This window comes from Pseudomonas sp. 43(2021) (genome assembly GCF_017490805.1).
Taxonomy (GTDB): Bacteria; Pseudomonadota; Gammaproteobacteria; order Pseudomonadales; family Pseudomonadaceae; genus Aquipseudomonas.
Window position 1 is genome coordinate 39,071 of sequence record NZ_JAFGYJ010000002.1, and the last position, 26,174, is coordinate 65,244.

General features: G+C 64.5%; 23 protein-coding genes. 10 read left to right on the plus strand and 13 right to left on the minus strand.

From position 1 onward, the window contains the following. Window positions 1-66 precede the first annotated feature (66 nt). The 3 genes from ubiG to J5M71_RS01735 all read left to right on the plus strand — a co-directional run bounded on the left by ubiG (window position 67) and on the right by J5M71_RS01735 (window position 2,332). Window positions 67-765 carry a bifunctional 2-polyprenyl-6-hydroxyphenol methylase/3-demethylubiquinol 3-O-methyltransferase UbiG gene (gene ubiG / locus J5M71_RS01725; protein ID WP_025338098.1) on the plus strand — a complete coding sequence of 233 codons (699 nt, stop codon included), beginning with the start codon at window positions 67-69 and terminating at the stop codon, window positions 763-765. 2 nt (window positions 766-767) lie between these two features. Beyond that, window positions 768-1,439: an N-acetylmuramic acid 6-phosphate phosphatase MupP gene (gene mupP / locus J5M71_RS01730; RefSeq protein ID WP_207829082.1), complete on the plus strand. Its 672-nt coding sequence runs from the start codon at window positions 768-770 to the stop codon at window positions 1,437-1,439. A gap of 152 nt (window positions 1,440-1,591) precedes the next feature. Further along, the gene (locus J5M71_RS01735) at window positions 1,592-2,332 is read left to right on the plus strand and encodes a YciK family oxidoreductase (RefSeq protein ID WP_207829084.1); all 741 of its coding nucleotides are present in this window, start codon (window positions 1,592-1,594) and stop codon (window positions 2,330-2,332) included. Window positions 2,333-2,450: 118 nt separating this feature from the next. Here the strand turns inward: J5M71_RS01735 and J5M71_RS01740 are convergent, their stop codons facing one another. The 7 genes from J5M71_RS01740 to J5M71_RS01770 form a co-directional block, all read right to left on the minus strand. Continuing rightward, window positions 2,451-3,236, minus strand: a complete 786-nt coding sequence (locus J5M71_RS01740) for an iron-containing redox enzyme family protein (RefSeq protein WP_207829086.1) — start codon at window positions 3,234-3,236, stop codon at window positions 2,451-2,453. 30 nt (window positions 3,237-3,266) lie between these two features. After that, window positions 3,267-5,723, minus strand: coding sequence for an EAL domain-containing protein (locus J5M71_RS01745; protein WP_207829088.1), 2,457 nt, complete (start codon window positions 5,721-5,723; stop codon window positions 3,267-3,269). A 237-nt stretch (window positions 5,724-5,960) separates the two neighbouring features. Beyond that, on the minus strand, window positions 5,961-7,793 hold the full coding sequence (locus J5M71_RS01750) for an ABC transporter ATP-binding protein (RefSeq protein ID WP_207829090.1): 1,833 nt from the start codon (window positions 7,791-7,793) through the stop codon (window positions 5,961-5,963). Further along, window positions 7,786-8,418 carry a DsbA family protein gene (locus tag J5M71_RS01755; protein ID WP_207829098.1) on the minus strand — a complete coding sequence of 211 codons (633 nt, stop codon included), beginning with the start codon at window positions 8,416-8,418 and terminating at the stop codon, window positions 7,786-7,788. The genes J5M71_RS01750 and J5M71_RS01755 overlap by 8 nt, the downstream gene beginning before the upstream one ends. Window positions 8,419-8,421: 3 nt before the next feature. Beyond that, window positions 8,422-9,354, minus strand: coding sequence for a rhodanese-related sulfurtransferase (locus tag J5M71_RS01760; protein ID WP_207829100.1), 933 nt, complete (start codon window positions 9,352-9,354; stop codon window positions 8,422-8,424). Between the two features lie 220 nt (window positions 9,355-9,574). After that, window positions 9,575-9,871 (minus strand): BolA family protein, encoded by a 297-nt coding sequence (locus J5M71_RS01765; RefSeq protein WP_003252644.1) that lies wholly within the window; start codon window positions 9,869-9,871, stop codon window positions 9,575-9,577. A gap of 10 nt (window positions 9,872-9,881) precedes the next feature. Continuing rightward, a complete protein-coding gene (locus J5M71_RS01770) occupies window positions 9,882-10,406 on the minus strand; it encodes a DUF2059 domain-containing protein (RefSeq protein ID WP_207829102.1) in 525 nt (174 codons plus the stop codon). 155 nt (window positions 10,407-10,561) lie between these two features. Between J5M71_RS01770 and J5M71_RS01775 the strand changes: the two genes are divergently transcribed. Further along, on the plus strand, window positions 10,562-11,956 hold the full coding sequence (locus tag J5M71_RS01775; RefSeq protein WP_207829105.1) for a class II fumarate hydratase: 1,395 nt from the start codon (window positions 10,562-10,564) through the stop codon (window positions 11,954-11,956). Between the two features lie 123 nt (window positions 11,957-12,079). Here the strand turns inward: J5M71_RS01775 and J5M71_RS01780 are convergent, their stop codons facing one another. Together J5M71_RS01780 and pap are read right to left on the minus strand one after the other, a co-directional pair. Next, window positions 12,080-13,042, minus strand: coding sequence for a DMT family transporter (locus tag J5M71_RS01780; RefSeq protein ID WP_207829108.1), 963 nt, complete (start codon window positions 13,040-13,042; stop codon window positions 12,080-12,082). Window positions 13,043-13,296: 254 nt separating this feature from the next. Further along, window positions 13,297-14,790, minus strand: a complete 1,494-nt coding sequence (gene pap / locus J5M71_RS01785) for a polyphosphate:AMP phosphotransferase (RefSeq protein ID WP_207829110.1) — start codon at window positions 14,788-14,790, stop codon at window positions 13,297-13,299. A gap of 153 nt (window positions 14,791-14,943) precedes the next feature. Here pap and mnmC point away from each other — a divergent pair, with 153 nt between their 5' ends. From mnmC to J5M71_RS01810, 5 genes are all read left to right on the plus strand, one after another. After that, window positions 14,944-16,908 carry a bifunctional tRNA (5-methylaminomethyl-2-thiouridine)(34)-methyltransferase MnmD/FAD-dependent 5-carboxymethylaminomethyl-2-thiouridine(34) oxidoreductase MnmC gene (gene mnmC / locus J5M71_RS01790; protein ID WP_207829126.1) on the plus strand — a complete coding sequence of 655 codons (1,965 nt, stop codon included), beginning with the start codon at window positions 14,944-14,946 and terminating at the stop codon, window positions 16,906-16,908. Window positions 16,909-17,127: 219 nt separating this feature from the next. Continuing rightward, window positions 17,128-18,915: an N-acetylglutaminylglutamine amidotransferase gene (locus tag J5M71_RS01795; protein WP_207829128.1), complete on the plus strand. Its 1,788-nt coding sequence runs from the start codon at window positions 17,128-17,130 to the stop codon at window positions 18,913-18,915. A gap of 3 nt (window positions 18,916-18,918) precedes the next feature. After that, entirely contained in the window at window positions 18,919-20,664 is a 1,746-nt protein-coding gene (gene ngg / locus J5M71_RS01800) for an N-acetylglutaminylglutamine synthetase (RefSeq protein ID WP_207829131.1), read from the plus strand. Between the two features lie 128 nt (window positions 20,665-20,792). Further along, window positions 20,793-21,977, plus strand: a complete 1,185-nt coding sequence (locus tag J5M71_RS01805; protein WP_207829140.1) for an osmoprotectant NAGGN system M42 family peptidase — start codon at window positions 20,793-20,795, stop codon at window positions 21,975-21,977. A gap of 84 nt (window positions 21,978-22,061) precedes the next feature. Continuing rightward, the gene (locus tag J5M71_RS01810; protein WP_051099660.1) at window positions 22,062-22,289 is read left to right on the plus strand and encodes a YheU family protein; all 228 of its coding nucleotides are present in this window, start codon (window positions 22,062-22,064) and stop codon (window positions 22,287-22,289) included. A gap of 32 nt (window positions 22,290-22,321) precedes the next feature. On the opposite strand, the gene csrA is transcribed toward J5M71_RS01810, so the two are convergent. Both csrA and J5M71_RS01820 read right to left on the minus strand, forming a co-directional pair. Further along, complete coding sequence (gene csrA / locus J5M71_RS01815) at window positions 22,322-22,510, minus strand: carbon storage regulator CsrA (RefSeq protein WP_207829142.1); 189 nt, start codon at window positions 22,508-22,510, stop codon at window positions 22,322-22,324. A 121-nt stretch (window positions 22,511-22,631) separates the two neighbouring features. Next, window positions 22,632-23,441, minus strand: coding sequence for an SDR family oxidoreductase (locus tag J5M71_RS01820; protein ID WP_207829152.1), 810 nt, complete (start codon window positions 23,439-23,441; stop codon window positions 22,632-22,634). A gap of 312 nt (window positions 23,442-23,753) precedes the next feature. Here J5M71_RS01820 and J5M71_RS01825 point away from each other — a divergent pair, with 312 nt between their 5' ends. Next, complete coding sequence (locus J5M71_RS01825) at window positions 23,754-23,906, plus strand: DUF3309 family protein (protein WP_013971433.1); 153 nt, start codon at window positions 23,754-23,756, stop codon at window positions 23,904-23,906. Window positions 23,907-23,959: 53 nt separating this feature from the next. On the opposite strand, the gene J5M71_RS01830 is transcribed toward J5M71_RS01825, so the two are convergent. Continuing rightward, window positions 23,960-25,624 (minus strand): cation acetate symporter, encoded by a 1,665-nt coding sequence (locus J5M71_RS01830; RefSeq protein ID WP_063911601.1) that lies wholly within the window; start codon window positions 25,622-25,624, stop codon window positions 23,960-23,962. Beyond that, complete coding sequence (locus J5M71_RS01835) at window positions 25,621-25,932, minus strand: DUF485 domain-containing protein (RefSeq protein ID WP_003260090.1); 312 nt, start codon at window positions 25,930-25,932, stop codon at window positions 25,621-25,623. The genes J5M71_RS01830 and J5M71_RS01835 overlap by 4 nt, the downstream gene beginning before the upstream one ends. Window positions 25,933-26,174 lie beyond the last annotated feature (242 nt).

Below are 26,174 nucleotides of genomic sequence, written 5' to 3' on the forward strand. Positions count from 1 at the left end.
GACCCTCGGGGCCGAGCGCTCGGGTATACTCCGGCGCAATTTTGCGAAGTTTCAGAGGACTGTTCAATGAGCAACGTCGACCGCGCCGAAATCGCCAAGTTCGAAGCGCTGGCCCACCGCTGGTGGGACCGCGAAAGCGAGTTCAAGCCGCTGCACGAAATCAACCCGCTGCGCGTCAACTGGATCGACGAGCGCGCCAGCCTGGCCGGCAAGAAAGTGCTGGACGTGGGTTGCGGTGGCGGCATCCTCAGCGAGGCCATGGCCCTGCGCGGCGCCACGGTCACCGGCATCGACATGGGTGAGGCGCCGCTGGCCGTGGCCCAGCTGCACCAGCTGGAGTCGGGCGTGCAGGTGGAATACCGGCAGATCACCGCCGAAGCCCTGGCCGAGGAAATGCCCGAACAGTTCGACGTGGTCACCTGCCTGGAAATGCTCGAGCACGTGCCCGACCCGTCTTCGGTCATCCGCGCCTGCTACCGCATGGTCAAGCCTGGCGGCCAGGTGTTCTTCTCCACCATCAACCGCAACCCCAAGGCCTACCTGCTGGCCATTGTCGGCGCCGAATACATCCTGAAGATGCTGCCGCGCGGCACCCATGACTTCAAGAAGTTCATCCGCCCGTCCGAGCTGGGCGCCTGGAGCCGCGTTGCCGGCCTGCAGGTGAAGGACATCATCGGCCTGACCTACAACCCGCTGACCAAGCATTACAAGCTCAGCAGCGACGTTGACGTCAACTACATGATCCAGACCCTGCGCGAGGAATGAGCATGCGCTTGCAAGCAGTACTCTTCGACATGGACGGCACCTTGCTCGACACGGCGCCGGACTTCATCGCCATCTGCCAGGCCATGCTCGCCGAGCGCGGCCTGCCGGCCGTCGATGACAAGCTGATCCGCGACGTGATCTCCGGCGGTGCCCGGGCGATGGTCGCCGCCACCTTCGCCATGAGCCCGGAGGCCGAAGGCTTCGAGCCCCTGCGCCTGGAGTTCCTCGAACGTTACCAGCGCGACTGCGCGGTGCACAGCAAGCTGTTCGACGGCATGGCCGAGCTGCTGGCCGACATCGAGAAAGGCAACCTGCTGTGGGGCGTGGTCACCAACAAGCCGGTGCGCTTCGCCGAGCCGATCATGCAACAGCTGGGCCTGGCCGAGCGTTCGGCGCTATTGATCTGCCCGGACCACGTCAAGAACAGCAAACCCGACCCCGAGCCGCTGATCCTGGCCTGCAAGACCCTGGGCCTGGACCCCGCCAGCGTGCTGTTCGTCGGCGACGACCTGCGCGACATCGAGTCTGGCCGCGACGCCGGCACCCGCACGGCGGCGGTGCGCTACGGCTATATTCATCCAGAGGACAACCCCAACAACTGGGGCGCCGACGTGGTGGTGGACCACCCGCTGGAGCTGCGCAAAGTGATCGACAGCGCGCTGTGCGGCTGCTGAACCCCGTCTAGACCGCAGCACAGCCCCTGTGGGAGCGGGTTTACCCGCGAATGCGTCAGCCCAGACGACAACGGCGCCTGATCGCACGCATTCGCGGGTAAACCCGCTCCCACAGGGGACGGTGCCGCGCCAACGAACTCGAAGGACCTACCATGTTCGACTACACCGCCCGCCCCGACCTGCTGCAAGGCCGGGTCATCCTGGTTACCGGTGCCGGCCGCGGCATCGGCGCCGCTGCCGCCAAGGCCTACGCTGCACTGGGCGCCACCGTGCTGCTGCTGGGCAAGACCGAGGCCAACCTCAACGAGGTCTACGACCAGATCGAAGCCGCGGGGCACCCGCAACCGGTGGTGATCCCGTTCAACCTGGAAACCGCCCTGCCCCACCAGTACGACGAACTGGCGGTGATGATCGAGGAGCAGTTCGGCCGCCTCGACGGCCTGCTGAACAATGCTTCGATCATCGGCCCGCGCACGCCGCTGGAGCAGCTGTCGGGCGACAACTTCATGCGCGTGATGCACATCAACGTCAATGCCACCTTCATGCTCACCAGCACCCTGCTACCGCTGCTGAAGCTGTCGGAAGACGCTTCGGTGGTATTCACCAGCAGCAGCGTCGGGCGCAAGGGCCGGGCCTACTGGGGCGCCTATGGCGTGTCCAAGTTCGCCACCGAGGGCCTGATGCAAACCCTGGCCGATGAACTGGACGGCGTGGCACCGGTGCGCTCCAACAGCATCAACCCGGGCGCAACGCGCACGGCGATGCGGGCACAGGCCTACCCCAGCGAAAACCCGCAGAACAACCCGCTGCCGGAAGAGATCATGCCGGTGTACCTGTACCTGATGGGGCCGGACAGCAAAGGGGTGAATGGGCAGGCGTTCAACGCCCAGTAGGCTTGCACCGGCCTCTTCGCGGGCACGCCCGCTACCACAGGGTTATTCACCGCCATGAGGGCAGCGCAGCACTTGTAGGAGCGGGTTTACCCGCGAAGAGGCCAGGACAGGAGAGCGATCAGCCCGCGGCCAGTGCCGGGCGCATGCGCCCCTGCTGGCGCCCTTCCAGCTGCATGCACCGCTCCAGGAACAGGTACATGCAGTCATAACTCTTGCAAATCGCCCTGCGCAGTTCGTTGCGCAGCCCCAGGGTCGGGTTCTCGCCGGCCAGGGTGCAGATGATCTCCAGCGCCTCCCACGGGTGCGCGTCGTCATACTGGGCATGCATCTTCAGCCACTTCATCGCCCGCTTGCGCTGATCCTCCGGAAAACCCAACGCATAGGTGTCGGTGGAGCACACCACCGCCGACCATTCGCCGGTCGCACCTTCGATGGCGTAGTTGGTCGCCGCCATGGAAATGGCCAGGTTCTCGGTAGCGCATACGCGCCAGCACCAGTCGTTCAGGCCGTTCAGCTCAGGCGGCACTTCCTGGGCCTGCAACTCGTGCAGGTGCACGCCATGCGCCTGGCACCAGTTCACCCAGTAGTCGGCGTGGTTGAGCTCGACACGGATGTTGCGCATCAGCCAGCGCCGCGCCATGTCTTCGCCCTGGTGCCGGCCATAGCGGGTCTTGGTCAGGTTGTGGGCCATGTACAGCGAGAATTGCTCCACCACCGGCCAGCCACCGATCAGGTACTGGCGAATGGTCGATTGTTTCAACTGGCCATCGCGCAGGCGCGTGTAGAACTCATGCTCAACTACCCGGCGCTTGCTCTCGCGACAGTCTTCAATCAGTTGCTGGGCCCATTGGGGATAGCTGGCGGGATCCATCAAAGGCCCGATACGAACGAATGCATCAATCACTTTCAGCTCCTTGATCCTTGTGATTTCTAGCTAACGAAACGTGCCAGGTGCCCGCTGCAACAGAGGCCGGGCGGCGATCCGTTGGCGCTGCAGACTGTCACAGGTGAACACCTGGGGGCGTTCGATGAGATAGCCCTGAGCGTAATCCACGCCAATTTCCTGCAAGGCCTGCTCGATCAAGGGTGTTTCGACGAATTCGGCAATGGTGCGCTTGCCCATTACGTGACCGATATGGTTGATGACCTCGACCATGGCCCGGTTGACCGGGTCGTCGAGCATGTCCTTGACGAAACTCCCGTCGATCTTCAGGTAATCCACCGGCAAATGCTTGAGATAGGCGAACGACGACATGCCGGCGCAGAAGTCATCGAGCGAGAAGCGACAACCCAGCCCCTTCAGCTCGTTGATGAAGCGAATGGCGCTGCCAAGGTTGGCTATGGCACTGGTTTCGGTGATTTCGAAACAGATCATCCGCGGCGGGATGGCGTATTCGACGAACAGGCGCTGCAGGTATTCGAGGAACTTGTCGTCGCCAATGCTCGAGCCCGACAGGTTGATCGCGCAGATCGACAGCGGCCCCTCGCGCCCTTCGTCCAGGCACTGGCGAATGACCTGGAACACATTGCGCACCACCCAGCGGTCCAGCGCGGTCATCAGGCCGTAGCGCTCGGCCGCCGGGATGAAACTGCTGGGCAGAATGGTACGGCCGCTTTCGTCGTGCAGACGCAGCAGAATCTCGATATGGCCGGGGCCTTCGAAGGTTTTCAGCGGGGCGATTTCCTGGGCGTACAGGCAGAAGCGGTTTTCCTCCAGGGCCACATGCAAGCGCTGGATCCAGGCCATTTCGCCAAAACGCATGGACAGCTCGCTGTCGTCGGCATGGTACACCTGCACGCGGTTGCGGCCCTTTTCCTTGGCCATGTAGCAGGCCATGTCGGCGGCGCGCAGCGAGCTTTCGAGGGTGCCGGGAGCCTGGGCCATGTGCACCAGGCCGACGCTGACGGTGGTGACGAACGGTCGCCCCTTCCACACGAAATGCAGGCTCTGCACCAGCTGGCGCAGTTGCTCGGCAATGCGCTCGGCCTGGTCGGGCGGGCAGTTTTCCAACAGCACACCAAATTCGTCACCCCCCAGCCGGGCCAGGGTGTCGCCTTCGCGCAGGCCGGATTGCAGCACGGCGCAGATGTGCCGCAGCAGTTCGTCGCCGGCGGCATGCCCGCAGGTGTCGTTGACCAGCTTGAACTGGTCAAGGTCGAGGAACATCAGCGAATGCCGCCCGGCCTGGCGCGCCAGGTCATTGAGCGCCTGCTCCAGGCGGTATTCGAACTCGCGGCGATTGGCCAGGCCGGTCAGGGCGTCGTGGGTGGCCTGCCAGGACAGGTTGGCGATGTACTGGCGCTCCTGGGTCATGTCGTGCAGCACCAGCACGATGCCGCTGACCTGGCCGTCACTGACGATCGGCGAACCGACCAGGTTGACCGACACAGTGCTACCGTCCAGGCGCTGGATGAGCCGGGCATGTTCAGCGCCGCCCTTGAGGCTGCCGCTGAGCACCTGCTCCACCAGGCTGCGGCCGTCTTCCTCGGCCTGCTCGTCCACCAGGCTGAACAGCGCCGACAGCGGCAGGCCCTGGGCCTGGCCGGCCTGCCAGTGGGTCAGTTGCTCGGCGGCCGGGTTCATGTAGCCGATACTGCCCTCCACATCAGCGGCAATCACCGCATCGCCGATGGCCTGCAGGGTGATCTGCGCCCGCTCCTTTTCTTCCTGCAGGGCGCTGGCAAAGGCCTGGCGCTGGGCCAGCAGCTTGCTGGAGCGACGCCAGGCAATGGCAATCAGGAACATCGCAGTCAGCAGGTTGGTGATCAGCAGTACCCGCAGCAGCATGCGCGAGCCTTCGCCCAGAGCATCGCTGAACGCCCTGGCGGCCGGGGTTACCCCTTCGTTGATGGTGACGATGCGCGCCTTCCAGTCGCTGACCGTGCGGGCGTCGACCGGGCCAGCGGCGAAGCTGCTGCGCATTTCCACGGCCAGCATATCCAGCTTGCCCAGGTAGTCGTCGCCGATGTCCCAGTAGTCGATTGCCGTCTGCATGTAGCTGACGTTGCGAAAGTTGCGGTAGAACCAGATGATCCGCTCGACATCGTCAGGATGGTTGCCGCCTTGCAGCACGGCCTGGCGCGCGGCGTTCAGGTCGGGGCTGGGCTGGTCGAGCACCTCGCGCAGCTGGTAGTCGCCCTGGGGCACGGTGATAGCCTGGCGATAGCGCTGGTAGGTGCTGTCGTCGCGGGTTTCGGCGTACAGGTTGAGGTAGTAGATGGCGTCTTTCTGTGCCTTGGACCAAAGGCTTTCGCCCGCGACATAGGCACGCACGGCCGAGAGCGTATAAAGGCTGAGGCTGCCCAAGGCGACCTGGAAGACCACCACGGCGATGAAGGGCCAGGTGATGCCGAGCAACTTTGGCGCTTCTAGAGTGCGATGTCCCTTCATGGAGTCCCTGTCACAGAGCAGATAAGGCGCAAATCAACCCAGACAAGCACAGCGTAGGCCATTTGCCATCCCCATGGCTGGGTTTTTTATGACAGGGAGCCTGGGGATTTTCACACGGACTTCCCGGCCCTGTCGCAGGCACGCCAGCTCCCACAGGTACCCCACAATACTCAGGCCTGTGGTAATCCTGCGGGAGCTGGCTTGCCGACGACAGGGCCCGCACTGGCTGGCAAAAATTCAGCTCTGCTGCAGGTGCCCATACAACTTGGCATACAACCCACCCTCGGCAATCAGCTGCTGATGGTCGCCATCCTCGGCCACATGTCCGCCATCGAACACCAGCACCCGGTCGGCCTGTTTCACCGCCGACAGGCGGTGGGCGATGATCAGTGTGGTACGGCCGCTGAGGAAGCGCGCCAGGGCCTGGTGCAGGTTGTATTCGGTGGCGGCATCCAGGGCCGAGGTGGCTTCGTCGAGGATCACCACCTTGGGCTCGGCCAGCACCATGCGGGCAATGGCCAGGCGCTGGCGCTGGCCACCGGACAAGCGCACGCCGGAGCGCCCCACCACACTGTCCAGGCCCTGTGGCAAGGCGGCGATGGTGGCATCCAGCTGGGCGATGCGCAGTGCCTGCCAGCAGGCCTCGTCGCTGCTGTCACGGCCCATGGTCAGGTTGGCGCGCACGGTGTCGTTGAACAATGACGGGTGCTGCAACACCACCGCGACGTTCTCGCGCAGGGTTTCCAGGCCGATTTCCTGCAGGCTGGCACCGCCAAAGCGGATGGTGCCGGCCTGGGCGCTATAAAGGCCCAGCAACAGTTGCACCAGGGTGCTCTTGCCACCACCGCTGGCACCGACGATCGCTACCTTCTCGCCTGGGGCGATGGACAGGTCGAGGTGCTCGAGCACCGGCTCGTCGGCATAGGCAAAGCGCAGGTCGCGCACTTCGATGCCCACCGTCTCGCGGCCGGCGAACGGGTCACTGGCGGCCGGGTACTGCGGCTCGTCGGCACGCGCCAGCAGTTCGTTGAGGCGGCTCAACGCACCACCGGCGGCGTAGTAGGCATATTGCAGGTTGAGCAACTGCTCCACCGGGCCGATCATGAACCACAGGTAGCTGAACACCGCCAGCATCTGGCCGATCGACAGGTCGGAGAACAGCACGGTGAGCATGGCCGCGGCGCGGAAGATATCGATGCCGAACTGGAACAGCAGGCCACTGGCACGGCCACTGGCATCGCTCTTCCATTGCGAGTCCACGGCGTAGTCACGCACTTCGCGGGCGCGCAGGCCAAGGCGACCGAGGAAGTAGCCCTGGCGGTTGCCAGCGCGGATTTCCTGGATGGCATCGAGGGTTTCCGCCAACGCCTGGGTAAACCGCGCGGTACTGTCGTTCTCGAGTTTTTTCAGGTGCTTGACGCGCTTGCCCAACTGCACGGTGAAGTAGATCACCAGCGGGTTGAACAGCAATATCAGCAAGGCCAGCTGCCAGTGCATCCAGATCAGGATGGCCGCCGTGCCGGTCAGGGTCAGCATGGCCACCAGGAAGCGGCTGAGGGTTTCGCCGACGAATTTGTCGAGGGTGTCCAGGTCGGTGACCAGGTGGGTGGTCACCGTCCCGCTGCCCAGGCTTTCGTATTCCTTCAGCGAGATGCGCTTGAGCCGCTCGATCAGGCGGATGCGCAGACGATAGACGATGTCCTTGGCCAGGCCGGCGAACAGCTTGGCCTGGATCACGTTGAACGCCAGGGCGGACAGGCGCAGGCACAGGGTCAGCAGCAACATCAGGCCGATGTAGCCGGCCGCCACCTGCCAGCTGGACGGCAGCAAGTGGTTCATCCACTTCAGCGCGGCGTCGCCATGGCCCAGCAGCACTTCGTCCACCAGCAGCGGCAGCAGCAGCGGGATGGGCACGCTGCAGCAAGCCGCCAATACGGCGATGAAGTTGGCGGACCAGAGGTTTTTCTTGTGGTGCAGGGCCAGGCGGCGGATTTCCGCCCAGCTCAGTCGATCGGCCACAGCGTGAGGCTTACCCGGCACCGGGTCGGGTGACCCAGGCACATCAAGCACAGGCGGCCTGCTGCAGCCAGCGGCCGAGCAAGGGTTGCAGGCGCTCCAGCGGCTGGTAGCCATTGGTCAGCAGGGCCAGTTGACCCTTGCGTTCGGCCAGCAGGGTCGGGAAACCGGCGATGCCCAAGTCATGGGCCCAGCTGAAATCGGCTGCGGTGGCGGCGCGGGTGTCGGCACGGGCAAAGGCCTCGGCGAACACGGCCCGGTCAAAGCCTGCCTGTTCGGCCAGTTCGACCAGATGCGGTGCAACGGTCACATCCACGCCCTGCTCGTAGAACGAACGCTGGATCAGCGCCAGCAGCAGCCAGACGCGCTCGGCGTCCAGCTCGCGGGCAGTGACCAGGGCACGGCAAGCCGGCTCGGTGTCGTAGACGAAGCCGTCGGGCATGGCCCCCTCGAAGCGGAACGGCTGGCCGGTGGCATCGGCCACTGCCTGCCAGTGTTCGAGGATGTACTTGCGGGTAGCGCTGTCCAGGGCACTGCCGCCGGTGCGCAGCCCGCCCGGCACCAGGCGGGTCGGCACGCCTGCCTCACGCGCCTGGGCGATCAGGGCCGCGGCCACTGGCGCAAAACCCCAGCACCAGGAGCACATCGGGTCCATCACATAGATCAGGCGTGCAGACATGCATCAAGCCTCGGCTTTGTAGTTGTAACCGATCGGGTGCGGCAGGTTGCGGGCCTTGGCCAGCTCGATCTGCTTCTGCCGGTCGATAGCGCTACGCCGGGTCTTCTCGCTCAGGGTGTCCCAGCAATGCGGGCAGCTGACCCCTGGCGAATAGTGCTCCGACGCGCGCTCCTCCGCATTGATCGGGTGGCGGCAGGCGTGGCACTGGTCGTACTCGCCCTCGCTCAGGTCATGGCGCACCGTGACGCGGTTGTCGAAGACGAAGCAGTCGCCGTCCCACAGGCTTTCTTCCTGAGGCACTTCCTCGAAGTATTTCAGGATGCCGCCCTTAAGATGATAGACCGCCTCGAAGCCTTCACCGAGCATGTAGCTGGAGGCTTTTTCGCAACGGATACCACCGGTGCAGAACATGGCAACCTTCTTGTGCTTGCTGGGGTCGAAGTTGGCCTTGATGTAGTCGGGGAACTCGCGGAATGTTTCGGTCTTCGGGTCGATGGCGCCCTTGAAGGTGCCGATGGCCACTTCGTAGTCGTTGCGGGTGTCGATCAGCAGCACTTCCGGGTCGCTGATCAGCGCATTCCAGTCCTTGGGCTCGACGTAGGTGCCGACCGCCTGGTTCGGGTCCACGCCCGGCACGCCGAGGGTGACGATCTCTTTCTTGAGCTTGACCTTGGTGCGGTAGAACGGCTGTTCGTCGCAGTACGATTCCTTGTGGTCGACATCGACCAGGCGCGGGTCGTTGCGCAGCCAGGCCAGCAGGCCGTCGATGCCTTCGCGGGTGGCAGACACGGTGCCGTTGATGCCCTCGTGGGCCAGCAGCAGGGTGCCTTTGACGTTGTTGTCGAGCATGGTCTTGAGCAGCGGCTCACGCATCTCGACGTAGTCTTCCAGGGTGACGAACTTGTACAGCGCCGCGACGACGATGGGTTGGGACATGAAGCAGGTTCTCCAGGTGGTTGCCCTCGTAAGGGGCGGACCGGGTTACACAAGAAACAGGGGGCCGCTGCGCGCCCCATCGCCGGCAAGCCAGCTCCCACAGGTATTGCGCCACACTCAAGGAGGGCACTTTACCTGTGGGAGCCGGCTTGCCGGCGATGGGCTGCACAGCAGCCCCCTTTTGGGATGTTGCGGATTCTACCAGAACAACAGCAAGGTTTCAGTGCCCGCCGCCCGCGCATACCGGCGAGGCCGGTGCAACGCCGACCTTGGCCCACTCTTCGGCGGTGTAGGTGTGGATGGCCAGAGCATGGATCTCGCCCATCAGCTCACCCATGGTGGCGTACACCTTCTGGTGGCGCTTGACGCTGTTCAACCCGGCAAACTGCTCGCTGACGATCACTGCCTTGTAGTGGGTCTCCTGACCACGACTGTGCATGTGGCTTTCGTTGAGCACTTGCAGGTGTTGCGGCGCCAGGGCGGCCAGTTGCTGTTCGATACGCTGTTGCATGGTCATCGCGGCGTACTCACTTCTTCGCCGGGGCGGCGGCCTTGCCAGCGTTCGGGTCCAGTTCCTTGGTCATGTCGTCCAGCAGCTTGTTCACCACCGGTACCGCTGGCTCCAGGCTCTGCTGGGTCAGCTGGGCCGACTGCTGGGTGACCTTGGGCATTTCGCGCAGCACTTTCTTGCCCAGCGGCGATTCGTAGAACTTGACCAGGTCCTTGAGCTCCTGCTCGGTGAAGGTCTGGGTGTACAGGTCGACCATCTTCGGCTTCAGCTTGTTCCAGCCGATGGCGTTGTCCAGCGCGGCGTTGGCCTTGGCCTGGTAGCTTTCCAGCACTGGCTGCTTGGTGGCCGGGGCCTTGGTCTGGGCGAAACGCTGGGCGAACATCTGCTGGACCTGCATGTATACCGGGGTACCCAGCTTGTCAGCGTTGGCCAGGGTCAGGAATTTCTCGGCAGCAGCATTGTGGCTGGCGGTGGCAGCGAATACCTGGCCGCTGGCGCAAGCCAGGGCAACGGCGGCACAAAGGACACGGAGACGGGTCATTGCATTTCCTTCACAAGAGAGGGAGGCGGGTACCTCAAAGTAGAGCATTCTGCGCCGTGGTGGCGATGTGCTCAAGTGGCACGACGAGCGACTGAACCGCTCGGTCGAATCAGGGCCTAAACTGCGATTTCGAACTACACAGGAGTGAGTACAGAATGAGCCGTATCGAGACAGACAGCCTGGGCCCGGTCGAAGTTCCTGAGGACGCCTACTGGGGTGCGCAGACCCAGCGTTCGCTGATCAACTTCGCCATTGGCAAGGAACGCATGCCCATCGCGGTGCTGCACGCCCTGGCGCTGATCAAGAAGGCCGCGGCACGCGTCAACGACCGTAATGGCGACTTGCCGGCCGACATCGCCCGGCTGATCGAGCAGGCCGCCGACGAAGTGCTGGACGGCCAGCATGACGACCAGTTCCCGCTGGTGGTCTGGCAGACCGGCAGCGGCACCCAGAGCAACATGAACGTCAACGAAGTGATCGCCGGGCGGGCCAACGAACTGGCCGGCAAGGGCCGTGGCGGCAAGGCACCCGTGCACCCCAACGACCACGTCAACCGCTCGCAGAGTTCCAACGACTGCTTCCCCACTGCCATGCACATTGCCGCGGCGCAGGCGGTGCACGACAAGCTGCTGCCGGCCATCGCCGAGCTGTCCTCGGGGCTGGCCGAGTTGTCGGCACGCCACCACAAGCTGGTGAAGACCGGCCGCACGCACATGATGGACGCCACGCCGATCACCTTCGGCCAGGAGGTGTCGGCCTTCGTCGCCCAGCTCGACTATGCCCAGCGCGCCATCCGCGCCACCCTGCCGGCGGTGTGCGAACTGGCCCAGGGCGGCACTGCCGTGGGCACCGGGCTCAATGCACCGCATGGTTTTGCCGAAGCCGTCGCCGCCGAGCTGGCAGCGCTGTCTGGCCTGCCATTCGTCACTGCGCCGAACAAGTTCGCCGCCCTCGCCGGCCACGAGCCGCTGACCAGCCTGGCTGGCGCCCTGAAGACCCTGGCCGTGGCCCTGATGAAAATCGCCAACGACCTGCGCCTGCTGGGTTCCGGCCCGCGCGCCGGGCTGGCCGAGGTACGCCTGCCGGCCAACGAGCCAGGCAGCTCGATCATGCCAGGCAAGGTCAACCCTACCCAGTGCGAAGCGCTGTCGATGCTGGCCTGCCAGGTGCTGGGCAACGATGCTGCAATCGGCTTTGCCGCCAGCCAGGGGCATTTGCAGCTGAACGTGTTCAAGCCGGTGATCATCCACAACCTGCTGCAGTCGATCGAATTGCTGGCTGACGGCTGCCGCAACTTCCAGCAGCACTGCGTGGCGGGCATCGAGCCGGATGCCGAGCAGATGGCGGCGCACCTGGAGCGGGGGCTGATGCTGGTAACGGCGCTGAACCCGCATATTGGCTATGACAAGGCGGCGGAAATTGCCAAGAAGGCCTATGGCGAAGGCAAGACCTTGCGCGAGGCGGCATTGGAGTTGAAGTACCTGACCAATGAGCAGTTCGACCAGTGGGTGAGGCCGGAGAACATGCTGGCCCCGGGGGGCAAGGGCTGAGTAGTGCACTGCCTTTACCGGCCCTTTCGCGGGTGAACCCGCTCCCACAGGATTACCACAAGGCTGAATATTGTAGGATCCCTGTGGGAGCGGGTTCACCCGCGAAGAGGCCGGTACAGGCGATCAATGAGCCTGGGCCAACCGCGCCCTGCGCGCCCGCCACCCGGCCACCAGCGACGGCCCCAGTGCCACCAGCGCCGAGCCCAGCACCACGGTCACCGCCCCCACATAACCCAAGGCATTGATGGCCTCGGCATGCACATACTCAGGCCACACCAACGCCGCCAGCGCCACCGCGACAAAGGTCACCAGCGGGGTCAACGCCAGCGTGGCACTCACCCGCGACGCCTCCCAGTGCGCCAGCGCCTCGGCAAACGCGCCATAGGCCACCAGGGTATTCAGGCAACAGGCCAGCAACAGCCAGCCTTGCACCGGGGTCAGCTGCAAGGCCTCCAACGGGTGGACCCAGGGCGTCAGCAGCGCGGCGCAGCCGAGGTAGATCACCATCATTACCTGCTGCGAATGCCACACAGTCAGCAGTTGCTTCTGGCTAAGCGCATAGAACACCCAGATGCTGGTGGCCAGCAGGATGGTCAGCACCCCGGTGGTATAGGCGCCGAGCGAGGTCAGCAGCTCTTCCAGGCGCTGGTTGAAAAACAGGCCAAACCCCGCCAGCAGGATCAGCAGGCCCACCCCCTGCCCCAGGCTGAAACGCTCGCGGAACACGAACACGCTGGCCACCAGCAACAGCACCGGGCCGATCTGCACGACCAGTTGCGCGGTGCCCGGGCTGAGCAGGTTGAGGCCGATCAGGTACAGCACGTAGTTGCCCATCAGGCCGAGCACGGCCACTAGCACCAGGCCTTTGCCCTTGGGCGTCAGTTTGCTGAGGGAAGGCAACCTGCGCTTGGCAGCCAGCCAGGCGAACAGCAGGCCGCCGGAGACCAGCAGGCGGTACCAGGTGACGGTGACCGGGTCGACCACTTGCAGCACCTGCTTGAGCTTGATCGGCAGGATGCCCCACAGCAGCGCAGTCAGAAGTGCCAGGAACAGGCCATAGCCCCAGCGGCCGGTAGTGGTATGCATAAAGTCCTCGTTCAAGCCCGTGGTGGGGGTGATTGAATTCTACGGGCTTGGAGGGCGGGGACGGTGGCGGGTGCCGGGAAAAGAATTCATCAGGTCATTCTTCTACGGCATGGCTTGGCAGGTGTGCTGCCTGTTCTGGCCTCTTCGCGGGTAAACCCGCTCCCACAGGAATATCACAGAGTCGAATTTTGTGTGATCCCTGTGGGAGCGGGTTCACCCGCGAAGAGGCCGGCACATGCAAACAGGAACTTCGATTATTTCTTGTCCCTGGCAAACGCCGCCTCAAGCGCCTGGTTGATGGTACGCAGTACCTTCACCCGCGCCCAGCGCTTGTCGTTGGCCTCCACCAGCGTCCACGGTGCGATCTCGGTGCTGGTGCGGTCGACCATGTCCCCCACCGCCTGGACATAGTCGTCCCACTTGTCACGGTTGCGCCAGTCATCCTCGGTGATCTTGTAGCGCTTGAACGGGATCTGTTCGCGTTCTTCGAAGCGCTCCAGCTGGGTCTGCTGGTCGATCGCCAGCCAGAACTTGACCACCACCGTGCCGGCATTCACCAACTGTTCTTCGAAATCGTTGATCTCGCTGTAGGCGCGCATCCAGTCAGCCGGGCTGCAGAAGCCTTCCACCCGCTCCACCAGCACCCGGCCATACCAGGAGCGGTCGAAGATGGTGAACTTGCCGCGCGCCGGAATGTGCCGCCAGAACCGCCACAGGTATGGCTGCGCACGCTCTTCTTCAGTGGGCGCGGCAATCGGCACGATGCGGTACTGGCGCGGGTCCAGCGCGGCGGCCACGCGGCGGATGGCACCGCCCTTGCCGGCAGCATCGTTGCCTTCGAACACCGCCACCAGGGCATGTCGGCGCATGTGCTTGTGGCGCAGCAGGCCAGCCAGGCGGGCCTGCTCGGTGACCAGTTGCTCCTGATAGTCGGCCTTGTCCAGGCGCAGGGTCATGTCCAGCGCACCGAGCAGGCTGCGCTGGTCGATACTGCGGCCCAGCGGGGCGACGTTGCCCTGATGCTTGCCTTTGGGGTTGTTGGCCAGTGCCGCCTGCAGGCTTTCCAGCAGGATGCGCCCTACCGCCAGGCTGCGGTAGTTCGGGTCGACGCCCTCGATGATATGCCAAGGCGCATAGTCGCGGCTGGTGCGGCGCAGCACGCGTTCACCAAAGCGCACGAAACGGTCGTAGGTTTCCGACTGCTGCCAGTCCAGCGGGCTGATCTTCCAGCTGTGCAGCGGGTCGTCCTTGAGCGACTTCAGCCTTGCCTTCATCTGCTTCTTGGACAGGTGGAACCAGAACTTGATGATCAGCGCACCTTCGTCGCACAGCATCTCCTCCAGCCGTTCGGCGCCGGTGATGGCCTGGTCGAGCACGGCATCCTTGAACACCCCGTGTACCCGCCCCTGCAGCATCTGGCTGTACCAGTTGCCGAAGAACACGCCCATCCGCCCCTTTGGTGGCAGCGCCCGCCAGTAGCGCCAGGCCGGTGGGCGGGCCAGCTCTTCGTCGGTCTGCTGGTCGAAGGTGAGCACATCGATCATGCGCGGGTCCATCCACTCGTTGAGCAGCTTGACCGTCTCGCCCTTGCCGGCGCCTTCGATACCGTTGATCAGCACGATCACCGGGAAGCGCGCCTGCTGCTTGAGTTCGTACTGGGCTTCGAGCAGGGACTCGCGTAAAGCGGGTACCTCGGCGTCATAAGCCTCCTTGTCGATGCTGTGGCCGATTTCAGCGGATTCGAACATGCACTGGCTCCTTCAATGGATAAGCAAGACTAGCGGATTTGAAGGCTTGTGCAGTACCTGTGGGAGCGGGCGTGCCCGCGAAGAGGCCGGCACAGCCTGCGCAAACGTCCCGGATGGCATAAAATCCGCCCATCCGCTGCAACCGAGCCAACCATGTCCACCCTCCTCCAGCACGCCCAGATCGACTGGGACGACCAGGGCCGCCCCCATTCGCGGCAATACAACGACGTCTATTTCGCGGTCAACGAAGGCATCGAAGAAACCAGGCACGTGTTTCTTGGGCAAACCCGCCTGGCCGAGCGCTTTGCCAACCTCGCCCCGCACACCTGCCTGGTGATCGGCGAAACCGGTTTCGGCACCGGCATGAACTTCTACTGTGCCTGGCAACTGTTCGAGCAACACGCCCACGCCGAGACCCGCCTGCATTTCGTCAGCGTCGAAAAGTACCCCCTCGGTCGCGACGACATGGCCCGCGCCATACGCCTGTGGCCGGAACTGGCGGCCTACAGCCAGCCCCTGCTGGAGCAGTACGTGGCAGTGCACCCGGGCTTCCAGCAGTTCACCTTCGACAACGGCCGGGTCACCCTCACCCTGCTGATCGGTGATGTGCTGGAACAGCTGCCGCAACTCGATGCGCAGATCGATGTGTGGTTCCTCGACGGCTTCGCCCCGGCCAAGAACCCCGACATGTGGACCCCGGAGCTGTTCGCGCAGCTGGCACGGCTGTCACACCCGGGCACGGTGCTAGGCACCTTCACCACTACCGGCTGGGTACGCCGCAGCCTGGTCGACGCCGGCTTCGCCATGAAGAAGGTGCCGGGCATCGGCAAGAAATGGGAAGTGATGAGCGGCGCCTACGTCGGCCCTGTGCCCAGCCCCGGCGCACCGTGGTACGCGCGCCCGGCTGCCGCAGCAGGGCCGCGTGAAGCACTGGTCATAGGCGCCGGGCTCGCCGGCAGCACAACCGCCGCCAGCCTGGCCCGGCGTGGCTGGCAGGTTACCGTGCTGGAACGCCACGATACCCCGGCACAGGAAGCTTCGGGTAACCCGCAAGGGGTGCTGTACCTCAAGCTGTCCGCCCATGGCACGGCGCTGTCGCAGATGATCCTGGCCGGTTTCGGCTACACCCGGCGCCAGCTGCAGCGCCTGCAACGTGGCCGCGACTGGGATGCCTGTGGCGTGCTGCAACTGGCCTTCGACAGCAAGGAAGCCGAACGCCAGGGCAAACTGGCCGCCGCCTTCGAACATGACCTGCTGCAGCCACTGGAACGTGCAGAGGCTGAAGCCATCGCCGGGGTGGCCTTGCCGGCGGGTGGCCTGTTCTATCCCGAAGGTGGCTGGGTGCACCCGCCGGCGCTGTGCGAGCAGCAGTTGCAGCACCCGGGTATTCGCCTGCTGACGCACCAGGAGGTGCTCGACCTGCGCAAAGTCGACGGGCAGTGGCAAGCCTGGGCTGGCGAACGCCTGCTGGCCAGCGCGCCGGTGGTGGTCCTGGCCGGTGCCGCCGACGTACAGCGCTTCGAGCCGTGCGCGCAGTTGCCACTCAAGCGCATCCGCGGGCAGATCACCCGCCTGCCGGCAACCGCCGAAAGCCGCGCGCTGCGAACCGTGGTGTGCGCGGAAGGCTATGTGGCACCGCCGCGCGGGGATGAACATACCCTGGGCGCGAGCTTCGACTTCCACAGCACAGACCTGGCGCCGACGGCGGCCGAGCACCAGGGCAACCTGGCATTGCTGGACGAGATCTCTGTCGACCTGGCCCGGCGCCTGGGCACCACCGAACTGGACCCCGGGCAATTGCAGGGGCGTGCGGCGTTCCGTTGCACCAGCCCGGATTACCTGCCGATCGTCGGGCCGGTGGCGGATGCGCAGGCGTTCGCCGAGGCCTACGCAGTGCTGGGCCGGGATGCGCGCCAGGTGCCGGATGTGGCCTGCCCCTGGCTGGGCGGGTTGTATGTGAACAGTGGGCATGGGTCACGCGGGTTGATCACGGCGCCGTTGAGCGGCGAACTGGTGGCGGCGTGGGTGTGCGGGGAACCGCTGCCGTTGCCACGGGCGGTGGCGGAGGCCTGCCACCCGAACCGGTTTGCCTTGCGCAGGTTGATCCGCGGGAAGTGATTGCATCGGGTACATGCCGTTGAATTTGTTGTGGCTTTGAGACCGAGCGCCGCGCGGGCGGCGCTCGGTCTCAAAGCCACAACAAATCCAACGCCATCCCCTTCACTCCAACCTCATATAACAGATCGATCTAAAACTCTCACAAACCACATGGGTCAGTTCCTTAAGGTGCCCTAATCCGGGGCACCCCCTCCCCAACGGAAAAACCGGTAAGGACCTATGTGCGGATTAGCAGGAGAGTTGCGTTTCACCCCCATCGATCAAGCCCCTCGCCCAGCCGACCTGGCTGCGGTAGAGCGCATCACCCACCACCTGGCGCCCCGCGGCCCGGATGCCTGGGGCTTCCATAGCCAAGGCCCGATCGCCCTCGGCCACCGGCGCCTGAAAATCATGGACCTGTCCGACGGCTCTGCCCAGCCGATGGTCGACAACACCCTGGGCCTTTCGCTGGCCTTCAACGGCGCCATCTACAACTTCCCCGAACTGCGCCAGGAGCTGCAGGCCCTGGGCTACAGCTTCTGGTCCGATGGCGACACCGAGGTGCTGCTCAAGGGCTACCACGCCTGGGGCGCGGCCTTGCTGCCCAAGCTCAATGGCATGTTCGCCCTGGCCATCTGGGAGCGCGACAACCAGCGCCTGTTCCTCGCCCGCGACCGCCTGGGCGTCAAACCCCTGTACCTGTCGCGCAACGGCGAGCGCCTGCGTTTCGCCTCGACCCTCCCAGCGCTGCTCAAGGGGGGTGACATCGACCCGATGCTCGACCCGGTGGCACTCAACCACTACCTGAATTTCCACGCCGTGGTGCCGGCGCCACGCACCCTGCTGGCCAACGTGCAAAAGCTGGAACCCGGCACCTGGATGCGCATCGACCACCATGGCGAAGTGGAACGCCAGACCTGGTGGCAGCTGCACTACGGCGCCAACCCCGACGAACGTGAGCTGGACCTGGAAGGCTGGACCACCCGCGTACTCGACGCCACCCGCGACGCCGTGGCCATCCGCCAACGGGCAGCAGTGGATGTGGGTGTGCTGCTGTCTGGCGGGGTCGACTCCAGCCTGCTGGTCGGCCTGCTGCGCGAAGTGGGCGTGGACGACCTGTCGACCTTCTCCATCGGTTTCGAGGATGCCGGCGGCGAACGCGGCGACGAATTCCAGTATTCCGACCTGATTGCCAGGCACTACGGCACCCGTCACCATCAGCTGCGCATCGCCGAGCACGAGATCATCGAACAACTGCCCGCCGCCTTCCGCGCCATGAGCGAGCCGATGGTCAGCCATGACTGCATCGCCTTCTACCTGCTGTCGCGGGAAGTGGCCAGACACTGCAAGGGCGTGCAGAGCGGCCAGGGCGCCGACGAATTGTTCGCCGGCTACCACTGGTACCCGCAGGTGGACGGCGCCGCGGATGCCTTTGCCGCCTACCGCGAGGCCTTCTTCGATCGCAGCCACGCCGAGTACCGAGACACGGTGCAGGCACCTTGGCTGCTGGAAACCGACGCGGCCGGCGACTTCGTCCGTGAACACTTCGCCCGCCCTGGTGCCCCCGATGCGGTAGACAAGGCGCTGCGCCTGGACAGCACGGTGATGCTGGTCGACGACCCGGTCAAACGGGTCGACAACATGACCATGGCCTGGGGCCTGGAGGCGCGCACGCCATTCCTCGACTACCGCCTGGTGGAGCTTTCGGCGCGCATTCCGGCACGTTTCAAGCTGCCTGACGGTGGCAAGCAGGTGCTCAAGCAGGCGGCGCGGCGGGTGATCCCGCACGAGGTGATCGACCGCAAGAAGGGCTACTTCCCGGTGCCGGGCCTGAAGCACCTGGAAGGCGCTACCCTCGGCTGGGTGCGTGAGCTGCTGACCGACCCCAGCCAGGACCGCGGGCTGTTCAACCCGACCATGCTCGACCGCCTGCTGAGCAACCCACACGGCCAGTTGACGCCGCTGCGCGGCTCCAAGCTGTGGCAGCTGGCGGCGCTGAACCTGTGGCTGAGCGAACAAGGAATCTGACCGATGAAAGCTCACGAAACTGCTTACGGTCAGCGCCTGCTGCGCGGCCAGGCGCCGTCCTACGAGCGCTTGCAGGCGCGCCTGGCCGGCGATGGCAGTCAGCCCCACGACCAGCCGCGCGCCGTGCATTGCGGCTGGGGCCGGCTGCTGATCGGCCACACCTACCCCAACCCGGCCGACCTGGCCGCCGACCTGCTGGAAGAACGCCCCGGCGAGCGCGACATCGCCCTGTACGTGGCCGCGCCACAACAGCTGCTGGCCCAGGCCCCGCAGCAACTGTTCCTCGACCCCTCCGACACCCTGCGCCTGTGGTTCACCGACTACCGCCCGGCGCAGCGCGTGTTCCGCGGCTTCCGCGTGCGCCGGGCGCAGAACCCGGGCGACTGGCAGGCGATCAACACCCTGTACCAGGCGCGCAGCATGCTACCGGTCGACGCCGAGCTGCTCACTCCACTGCACCTGGGCGGCCCGGTGTACTGGCTGGCCGAGGACGAAGACAGCGGCGCAGTGATCGGCAGCGTCATGGGCCTGAACCACGCCAAGGCGTTCGACGACCCCGAGCACGGCAGCAGCCTGTGGTGCCTGGCAGTAGACCCGCACTGCACCCGCCCCGGCGTGGGTGAAGTGCTGGTGCGCCACCTGATCGAGCACTTCATGAGCCGCGGCCTGGCCTACCTGGACCTGTCGGTGCTGCACGACAACCGCCAGGCCAAGCGCCTGTACCAGAAGCTGGGTTTTCGCAACCTGCCGACCTTCGCGGTCAAGCGCAAGAACGGCATCAACGAGCAGCTGTTTCTGGGGCCTGGGCCACAAGCCGACCTCAACCCGTACGCACGCATCATCGTCGACGAAGCGCTGCGTCGAGGCATCGAGGTACAAGTGGACGATGCCGCCGGCGGGCTGTTCACCCTCAGCCTGGGCGGGCGCCGCATTCGCTGCCGTGAGTCGCTCAGCGACCTGACCAGCGCCGTGACCATGACCCTGTGCCAGGACAAGCGCCTGACCCGGCATGCCCTGCACAACGCCGGGTTGCAGGTGCCGGCGCAGCAAATGGCCGGCAATGCCGACGACAACCTGGCGTTTCTCGACGAGCACGGCGCGGTGGTGGTCAAGCCGGTCGATGGCGAGCAAGGCCAGGGGGTGGCGGTGAACCTCACCTGCATCGAAGACATCACCCACGCCGTGGCGCATGCCCGCCAGTTCGACAGCCGCGTGTTGCTGGAAAGCTTCCACGCCGGGCATGACCTGCGCATCGTGGTGATCGGCTATGAAGTGGTCGCTGCCGCCATCCGTCACCCGGCGCAGGTGCTGGGTGATGGCAAGCACAGCATCCGCCAGCTGATCGATGCCCAGAGCCGCCGACGCCAGGCGGCAACCGCTGGCGAAAGCCGCATTCCACTGGACGACGAAACCGAGCGCACCCTGCGCGCAGCGGGCTTTGGCTACGACGACGTGTTGCCCGCCAGCCAGCGCCTGGCCGTGCGGCGCACCGCCAACCTGCACACCGGCGGCACCCTGGAGGACGTGACCGAACGCCTGCACCCGGTGCTGGCCGACGCCGCCATACGCGCTGCGCGGGCGCTGGAGATTCCAGTGGTGGGGCTGGACTTCATGGTGCGTGATGCCGGGCAACCGGAGTACGTGATCATCGAGGCCAACGAGCGTGCCGGCTTGGCCAACCATGAACCACAGCCGACCGCCGAGCGTTTTATCGACCTGCTGTTTCCGCATAGCCGGCCTCTGGCGTAACCGCTGCTGGCCTCTTCGCGGGTAAACCCGCTCCCACAGGTACGGCGCTGCGCTCAGGCCCTGTGGGGTCCCTGTGGGAGCGGGTTTACCCGCGAAGAGGCCGCCGCAGGATATAAGGAGCCCCAACCATGTCCGACCGCCATCCCGAACCCGATCTCGACTACCTCAAACGCGTGCTGCTGGAGATGCTCGCCATCCCCAGCCCCACCGGTTTCACCGACACCATCGTGCGCTACGTGGCCGAACGCCTGGACGAGCTGGGCATCCCCTTCGAGCTGACCCGCCGCGGCACCATACGCGCTACCCTCAAGGGCCGGCAGACCTCACCCGACCGCGCTGTATCCGCCCACCTGGACACCATCGGCGCCAGCGTGCGCCAGTTGCAGGACAACGGCCGCCTGGCCCTGGCGCCGGTCGGTTGCTGGTCCAGCCGCTTTGCCGAAGGCAGCCGGGTCAGTGTGTTCACCGACACGGGCATATACCGTGGCAGCGTGCTGCCGCTGATGGCCAGCGGGCACGCCTTCAATACCGCCATCGACCAGATGCCGATCAGTTGGGAACACGTGGAGGTACGTCTGGATGCCTACTGCGCCACCCGTGCCGACTGCGAGGCGCTAGGCGTGAGCATCGGTGATTTCGTTGCCTTCGACCCACTGCCCGAATTCACCGAAAGTGGCCACATCAGCGCCCGCCACCTGGACGATAAAGCCGGTGTGGCAGCACTGCTGGCGGCGCTGAAAGCCGTGGTGGAAAGCGGCCGCCAGCCGCTGATCGACTGCCATCCACTGTTCACCATCACCGAGGAGACCGGCTCGGGCGCCGCTGGCGCGCTGCCTTGGGATGTCAGCGAGTTCGTGGGCATCGACATCGCTCCGGTAGCGCCAGGACAGGCCTCCAGCGAGCATGCGGTGAGCGTGGCCATGCAGGACTCGTCGGGGCCTTATGACTACCATTTGTCCCGCCATCTGCTGAAGCTGGCCGGTGACCACGACCTGCCGGTGCGGCGCGATGTGTTCCGTTACTACTTCAGCGATGCCCATTCGGCGGTGACGGCGGGGCACGATATTCGTACCGCGCTGGTGGCGTTTGGCTGCGATGCCACCCATGGGTATGAGCGGACCCATATCGACAGCCTGGCGGCGCTGAGCCGGTTGCTGTCAGCGTACCTGCTGAGCCCGCCGGTGTTTGCCAGTGATTCGCAACCGGCCAATGCATCGTTGGAACGTTTCAGCCATCAGCTGGAGCATGATGCGCAGATGGAGAGCGATACGCGGGTGCCGGCGGTGGATAGCCTGGTCGGGAACAAGCCTTGAGGGCCCAGGGGGCTGCTTTGCAGCCCCAAAATCCCGAATGTTTCGCGTAGCATGTCCCCACCAACACCCTAGGCAACGCCCACCATGCTGATCCCCTACGACCAACTGCAAGCCGAAACCCTGACCCGCCTGATCGAGGACTTCGTCACCCGCGACGGCACCGACAACGGCGACGACACCCCGCTGGAAACCCGTGTGCTGCGAGTGCGCCAGGCCTTGGCCAAGGGGCAGGCGTTCATCCTGTTCGACCCGGAAAGCCAGCAGTGCCAGTTGCTGGCCAGGCATGATGTGCCCCGCGAGCTGCTCGACTAGCAGGTACGGCCTCTTCGCGGGCACAGGCAACATCAAAACCTGCGGGCTTTACCCTGCTGCCCTTCCTTGATGCGCTTGTACACCTCGGCCCGATGCACCGGCACCTGGCGCGGGGCATCCACGCCAAAGCGCACCACCCCTTCCCGCGTCTCTACCACCATGATCCGAATGTCATCACCAATCACGATGACCTCCCCTACTTCGCGCCCTATTACCAGCATGCTCCGATCCTCCTGACGAAAGGGAAAACCGGAGCCTGCCTTGATGGCATTCGGCTACTCAATAGCTCTGCTGCGAATCAGAAGCACCCTACATCTTGAGGTAATTTTCCTTACAGACGTGTCATCGCGAATGAGCCTTGGCCCGCATTTTCACCGCCATTTCAGCCATCTCGTCATACAGCCGCTCGGGGGCCTGACGCTTCAGTTGCCAGGCCTGGCGCCCGGCCTCATGGGGCAGGATCAGGAACTCACCCGCGCCAACCTGCTGGTGGATGTAGTCGGCGATTTCCGCTGCATTGATCGGCGAGCCTTCCAGCAGCTTGCCAACCTGCGCTTTCATCGCCGGGTTCGGCCCGCGGAACGAGTCCAGCAGGTTGGTCTGGAAGAATGACGGGCACACCACGTGCACCGCCACCTCCAGCTGGCGCAGCTCTACCAGCAGGCTTTCCGACAGGGCCAGCACGCCGGCCTTGGCCACGTTGTAGTTGCTCATGCCCGGGCCCTGCATCAGCGCGGCCATCGAGGCGATATTGATGATCCGCCCCTTGCTGCGCTCCAGCAACGGCAGGAAGGCTTTGCAGCCCTTGACCACGCCCATCAGGTTGACCGCGATCTGCCAGTCCCAGTCCTCCAGCGAAAGTTCGGCGAAGAACCCGCCCGAGGCGACGCCGGCATTGTTGACGATCACATCGATGCCGCCGAATTGCTCGGTGCAGGCCTGGGCCAGGGCAGTGAGCTGGCTGTAGTCGCGCACGTCACAGCGCTGGACGAAGCCCTCGCCGCCGGCCGCGCGGGCCAGCGCCAGGGTTTCGCGCAGGCCGGCTTCGTTGACATCGGCCAGCGCCAGGCGCCAGCCCTCACGCGCCCAGCGCAGGGCGATCTCGCGACCGAGGCCGGACCCGGCGCCGGTGATCATGATGCGGTTTTGCATGGTGGCTGGCCTTGTTCTGATGGGTTGAGCAACAAGTCTAATCAAGGCCTCGGGGGCAGGCAGGGTTCATCAGGGTAGTGAATGGAAGGGCATGATTGTGTGGTCAGTTCCGGCCTCTTCGCGGGTAAACCCGCTCCCACAGGGACAGCGCAACCCACAGGCCTGTGATGATCCTGTGGGAGCAGGTTTACTCGCGAAGAGGCCGGCCCAAGCAACCACTCAAATGGAATTTTTTACACCCCCCACTAGTCCCTACTTGCAAGAGGCCAGCAGTCCGAGGCCCTTGACCTTCAACCACGCAAGGACTCCGTCATGACCACGATCCTCATCATCATCCTGATCCTTCTGCTGATTGGTGGCTTACCGGTCTTCCCGCACTCGCGCAGCTGGGGCTACGGCCCGTCCGGCATCATCGGCGTGGTGCTGGTTGTCCTGTTGGTGTTGTTGCTGCTAGGCATGATCTAGCGGCGAAAACAAAAAAACCGCGCCGAAGCGCGGTTTTTTCATTGCCGGAAGGATCAGTGCGAAACAGCCCCCGAAGCCCCCAGGCCAGTCTGCGAACGCACGAACTGCGGGAAGAACAGCGCACGTTCGTCTTCAGCAGCCTTGGACTTGTCGGTGACCGAGAAGAACCAGATGCTGACGAAGGCAATAGCCATGGAGAACAGCGCCGGGTACTCGTACGGGTAGATCGGCTTCTCGTGGCCGAGGATCTGTACCCAGATGGTCGGGCCGAGGATCATCAGCGTCACCGCACTCACCAGGCCCAGCCAGCCGCCGATCATGGCGCCGCGGGTGGTCAGCTTCTTCCAGTACATCGAGAGCAGCAGTACCGGGAAGTTGCAGCTGGCCGCGATGGAGAACGCCAGGCCGACCATGAAGGCGATGTTCTGCTTCTCGAACAGGATGCCCAGGCCGATCGCCAGCACGCCCAGGGCAACGGTGGTGATCTTCGACACGCGGATCTCGTCCTTGTCGTTGGCCTTGCCCTTGCGCCATACACTGGCGTACAGGTCGTGGGACACCGCCGAGGCACCGGCCAGGGTCAGGCCGGCAACCACCGCCAGGATGGTGGCGAAGGCCACCGCCGAGATGAAGCCGAGGAACACGCTGCCACCCACGGCGTTGGCCAGGTGCACCGCGGCCATGTTGTTACCGCCCAGCAGAGCGCCAGCGGCGTCCTTGAAGTCCGGGTTGGTGCTGACCAGCAGGATGGCGCCAAAGCCGATGATGAAGGTGAGGATGTAGAAGTAGCCAATGAAGCCGGTGGCGTACAGCACGCTCTTGCGCGCTTCCTTGGCGTCACTGACGGTGAAGAAGCGCATCAGGATGTGCGGCAGGCCGGCAGTACCGAACATCAGTGCCAGGCCCAGCGAGAACGCCGAGATCGGGTCCTTGACCAGGCCGCCCGGGCTCATGATCGCCTCGCCCTTGGCGTGCACCTTGATCGCTTCGGAGAACAGTGTGTTGAAATCGAAGCCCACGTGCTTCATCACCATCAGCGCCATGAAGCTGGCACCGGACAGCAACAGCACGGCCTTGATGATCTGTACCCAGGTGGTGGCCAGCATGCCGCCGAACAGTACGTACAGGCACATCAGGATACCCACCAGGATCACCGCCACATGGTAGTCCAGGCCGAACAGCAGCTCGATCAGCTTGCCAGCACCGACCATCTGGGCGATCAGGTAGAAGGCCACTACCACCAGCGAGCCGGAGGCCGACAGGGTGCGGATTTCTTTCTGCCCGAGGCGGTACGAGGCCACGTCGGCGAAGGTGTATTTGCCCAGGTTGCGCAGGCGTTCGGCGATCAGGAAGAGAATGATCGGCCAGCCGACCAGGAAGCCGATCGAGTAGATCAGGCCGTCGTAGCCAGAGGTGAACACAAGTGCGGAAATACCCAGGAACGAGGCAGCCGACATGTAGTCACCGGCAATCGCCAGGCCGTTCTGGAAGCCGGTGATCTTGCCACCGGCGGCGTAGTAGTCCGACGCCGACTTGTTGCGCTTGGAGGCCCAGTAGGTAATGCCGAGGGTGAAGGCGACGAAAGCCACGAACATGGCGATCGCGGAAACGTTCAGCGGTTGCTTCTGCACCTCGCCGGTCAGGGCATCGGCGGCCCACACGGCGGGTGCGAAGGCTCCGCAGGCCAGTACGGCCAGGGCTTTGGCATGGCGAATCATTGTTGCGCCTCCTTCAGGATGGCCTTGTTCAGCTCATCGAATTCGCCGTTGGCACGGCGTACGTAGATGGCGGTCAGGACGAATGCCGAGACGATCAGGCCGACGCCCAGGGGAATACCCCAGGTAATCGATGACTCAGGGCTGAGCTTGGTGCCCAGGATCTGAGGACCGTAGGCGATCAGGAGGATGAAGGCGCAGTACAGGCCGAGCATGATCGCCGAGAGAATCCAGGCGAACCGTTCGCGTTTGGTGACCAGCTCCTTGAAGCGGGGGCTGTTTTGTATCGAGAGGTAAATGCTGTCGTTCATTGTTTTTGTCCTAGCAGCACAGATAGGGGTGGAACCCACGACCCTTACTTTATGCGGCTATCGGACGCCAACCAGACGACCTTAGTCTTAGATGCAACGGTGTTTTACCGGTTGCGTAACAAAGTGATGGCCTCTTCGCGGGTAAACCCGCTCCCACAAGGGATGTGCACAAGCCTGAAGACTGTGGATATCCCTGTGGGAGCGGGTTTACCCGCGAAGCAGCAAAACTGGTCCTGACAGGT

Excerpts from the sequence above, each read along its gene's own strand:
- J5M71_RS01810 (WP_051099660.1), top strand. The coding sequence starts at position 22,062 with ATGCTGATCCCCTACGACCAACTGCAAGCCGAAACCCTGACCCGCCTG.
- J5M71_RS01745 (WP_207829088.1), bottom strand. The coding sequence starts at position 5,723 with ATGAAGGGACATCGCACTCTAGAAGCGCCAAAGTTGCTCGGCATCACC.
- J5M71_RS01735 (WP_207829084.1), top strand. The coding sequence starts at position 1,592 with ATGTTCGACTACACCGCCCGCCCCGACCTGCTGCAAGGCCGGGTCATC.
- ngg (WP_207829131.1), top strand. The coding sequence starts at position 18,919 with ATGAAAGCTCACGAAACTGCTTACGGTCAGCGCCTGCTGCGCGGCCAG.
- J5M71_RS01780 (WP_207829108.1), bottom strand. The coding sequence starts at position 13,042 with ATGCATACCACTACCGGCCGCTGGGGCTATGGCCTGTTCCTGGCACTT.
- J5M71_RS01805 (WP_207829140.1), top strand. The coding sequence starts at position 20,793 with ATGTCCGACCGCCATCCCGAACCCGATCTCGACTACCTCAAACGCGTG.
- J5M71_RS01765 (WP_003252644.1), bottom strand. The coding sequence starts at position 9,871 with ATGACCATGCAACAGCGTATCGAACAGCAACTGGCCGCCCTGGCGCCG.
- pap (WP_207829110.1), bottom strand. The coding sequence starts at position 14,790 with ATGTTCGAATCCGCTGAAATCGGCCACAGCATCGACAAGGAGGCTTAT.
- J5M71_RS01830 (WP_063911601.1), bottom strand. The coding sequence starts at position 25,624 with ATGATTCGCCATGCCAAAGCCCTGGCCGTACTGGCCTGCGGAGCCTTC.
- J5M71_RS01825 (WP_013971433.1), top strand. The coding sequence starts at position 23,754 with ATGACCACGATCCTCATCATCATCCTGATCCTTCTGCTGATTGGTGGC.
- csrA (WP_207829142.1), bottom strand. The coding sequence starts at position 22,510 with ATGCTGGTAATAGGGCGCGAAGTAGGGGAGGTCATCGTGATTGGTGAT.
- J5M71_RS01770 (WP_207829102.1), bottom strand. The coding sequence starts at position 10,406 with ATGACCCGTCTCCGTGTCCTTTGTGCCGCCGTTGCCCTGGCTTGCGCC.
- J5M71_RS01775 (WP_207829105.1), top strand. The coding sequence starts at position 10,562 with ATGAGCCGTATCGAGACAGACAGCCTGGGCCCGGTCGAAGTTCCTGAG.
- J5M71_RS01795 (WP_207829128.1), top strand. The coding sequence starts at position 17,128 with ATGTGCGGATTAGCAGGAGAGTTGCGTTTCACCCCCATCGATCAAGCC.
- J5M71_RS01835 (WP_003260090.1), bottom strand. The coding sequence starts at position 25,932 with ATGAACGACAGCATTTACCTCTCGATACAAAACAGCCCCCGCTTCAAG.
- mupP (WP_207829082.1), top strand. The coding sequence starts at position 768 with ATGCGCTTGCAAGCAGTACTCTTCGACATGGACGGCACCTTGCTCGAC.
- J5M71_RS01820 (WP_207829152.1), bottom strand. The coding sequence starts at position 23,441 with ATGCAAAACCGCATCATGATCACCGGCGCCGGGTCCGGCCTCGGTCGC.
- mnmC (WP_207829126.1), top strand. The coding sequence starts at position 14,944 with ATGTCCACCCTCCTCCAGCACGCCCAGATCGACTGGGACGACCAGGGC.
- ubiG (WP_025338098.1), top strand. The coding sequence starts at position 67 with ATGAGCAACGTCGACCGCGCCGAAATCGCCAAGTTCGAAGCGCTGGCC.
- J5M71_RS01760 (WP_207829100.1), bottom strand. The coding sequence starts at position 9,354 with ATGTCCCAACCCATCGTCGTCGCGGCGCTGTACAAGTTCGTCACCCTG.
- J5M71_RS01755 (WP_207829098.1), bottom strand. The coding sequence starts at position 8,418 with ATGTCTGCACGCCTGATCTATGTGATGGACCCGATGTGCTCCTGGTGC.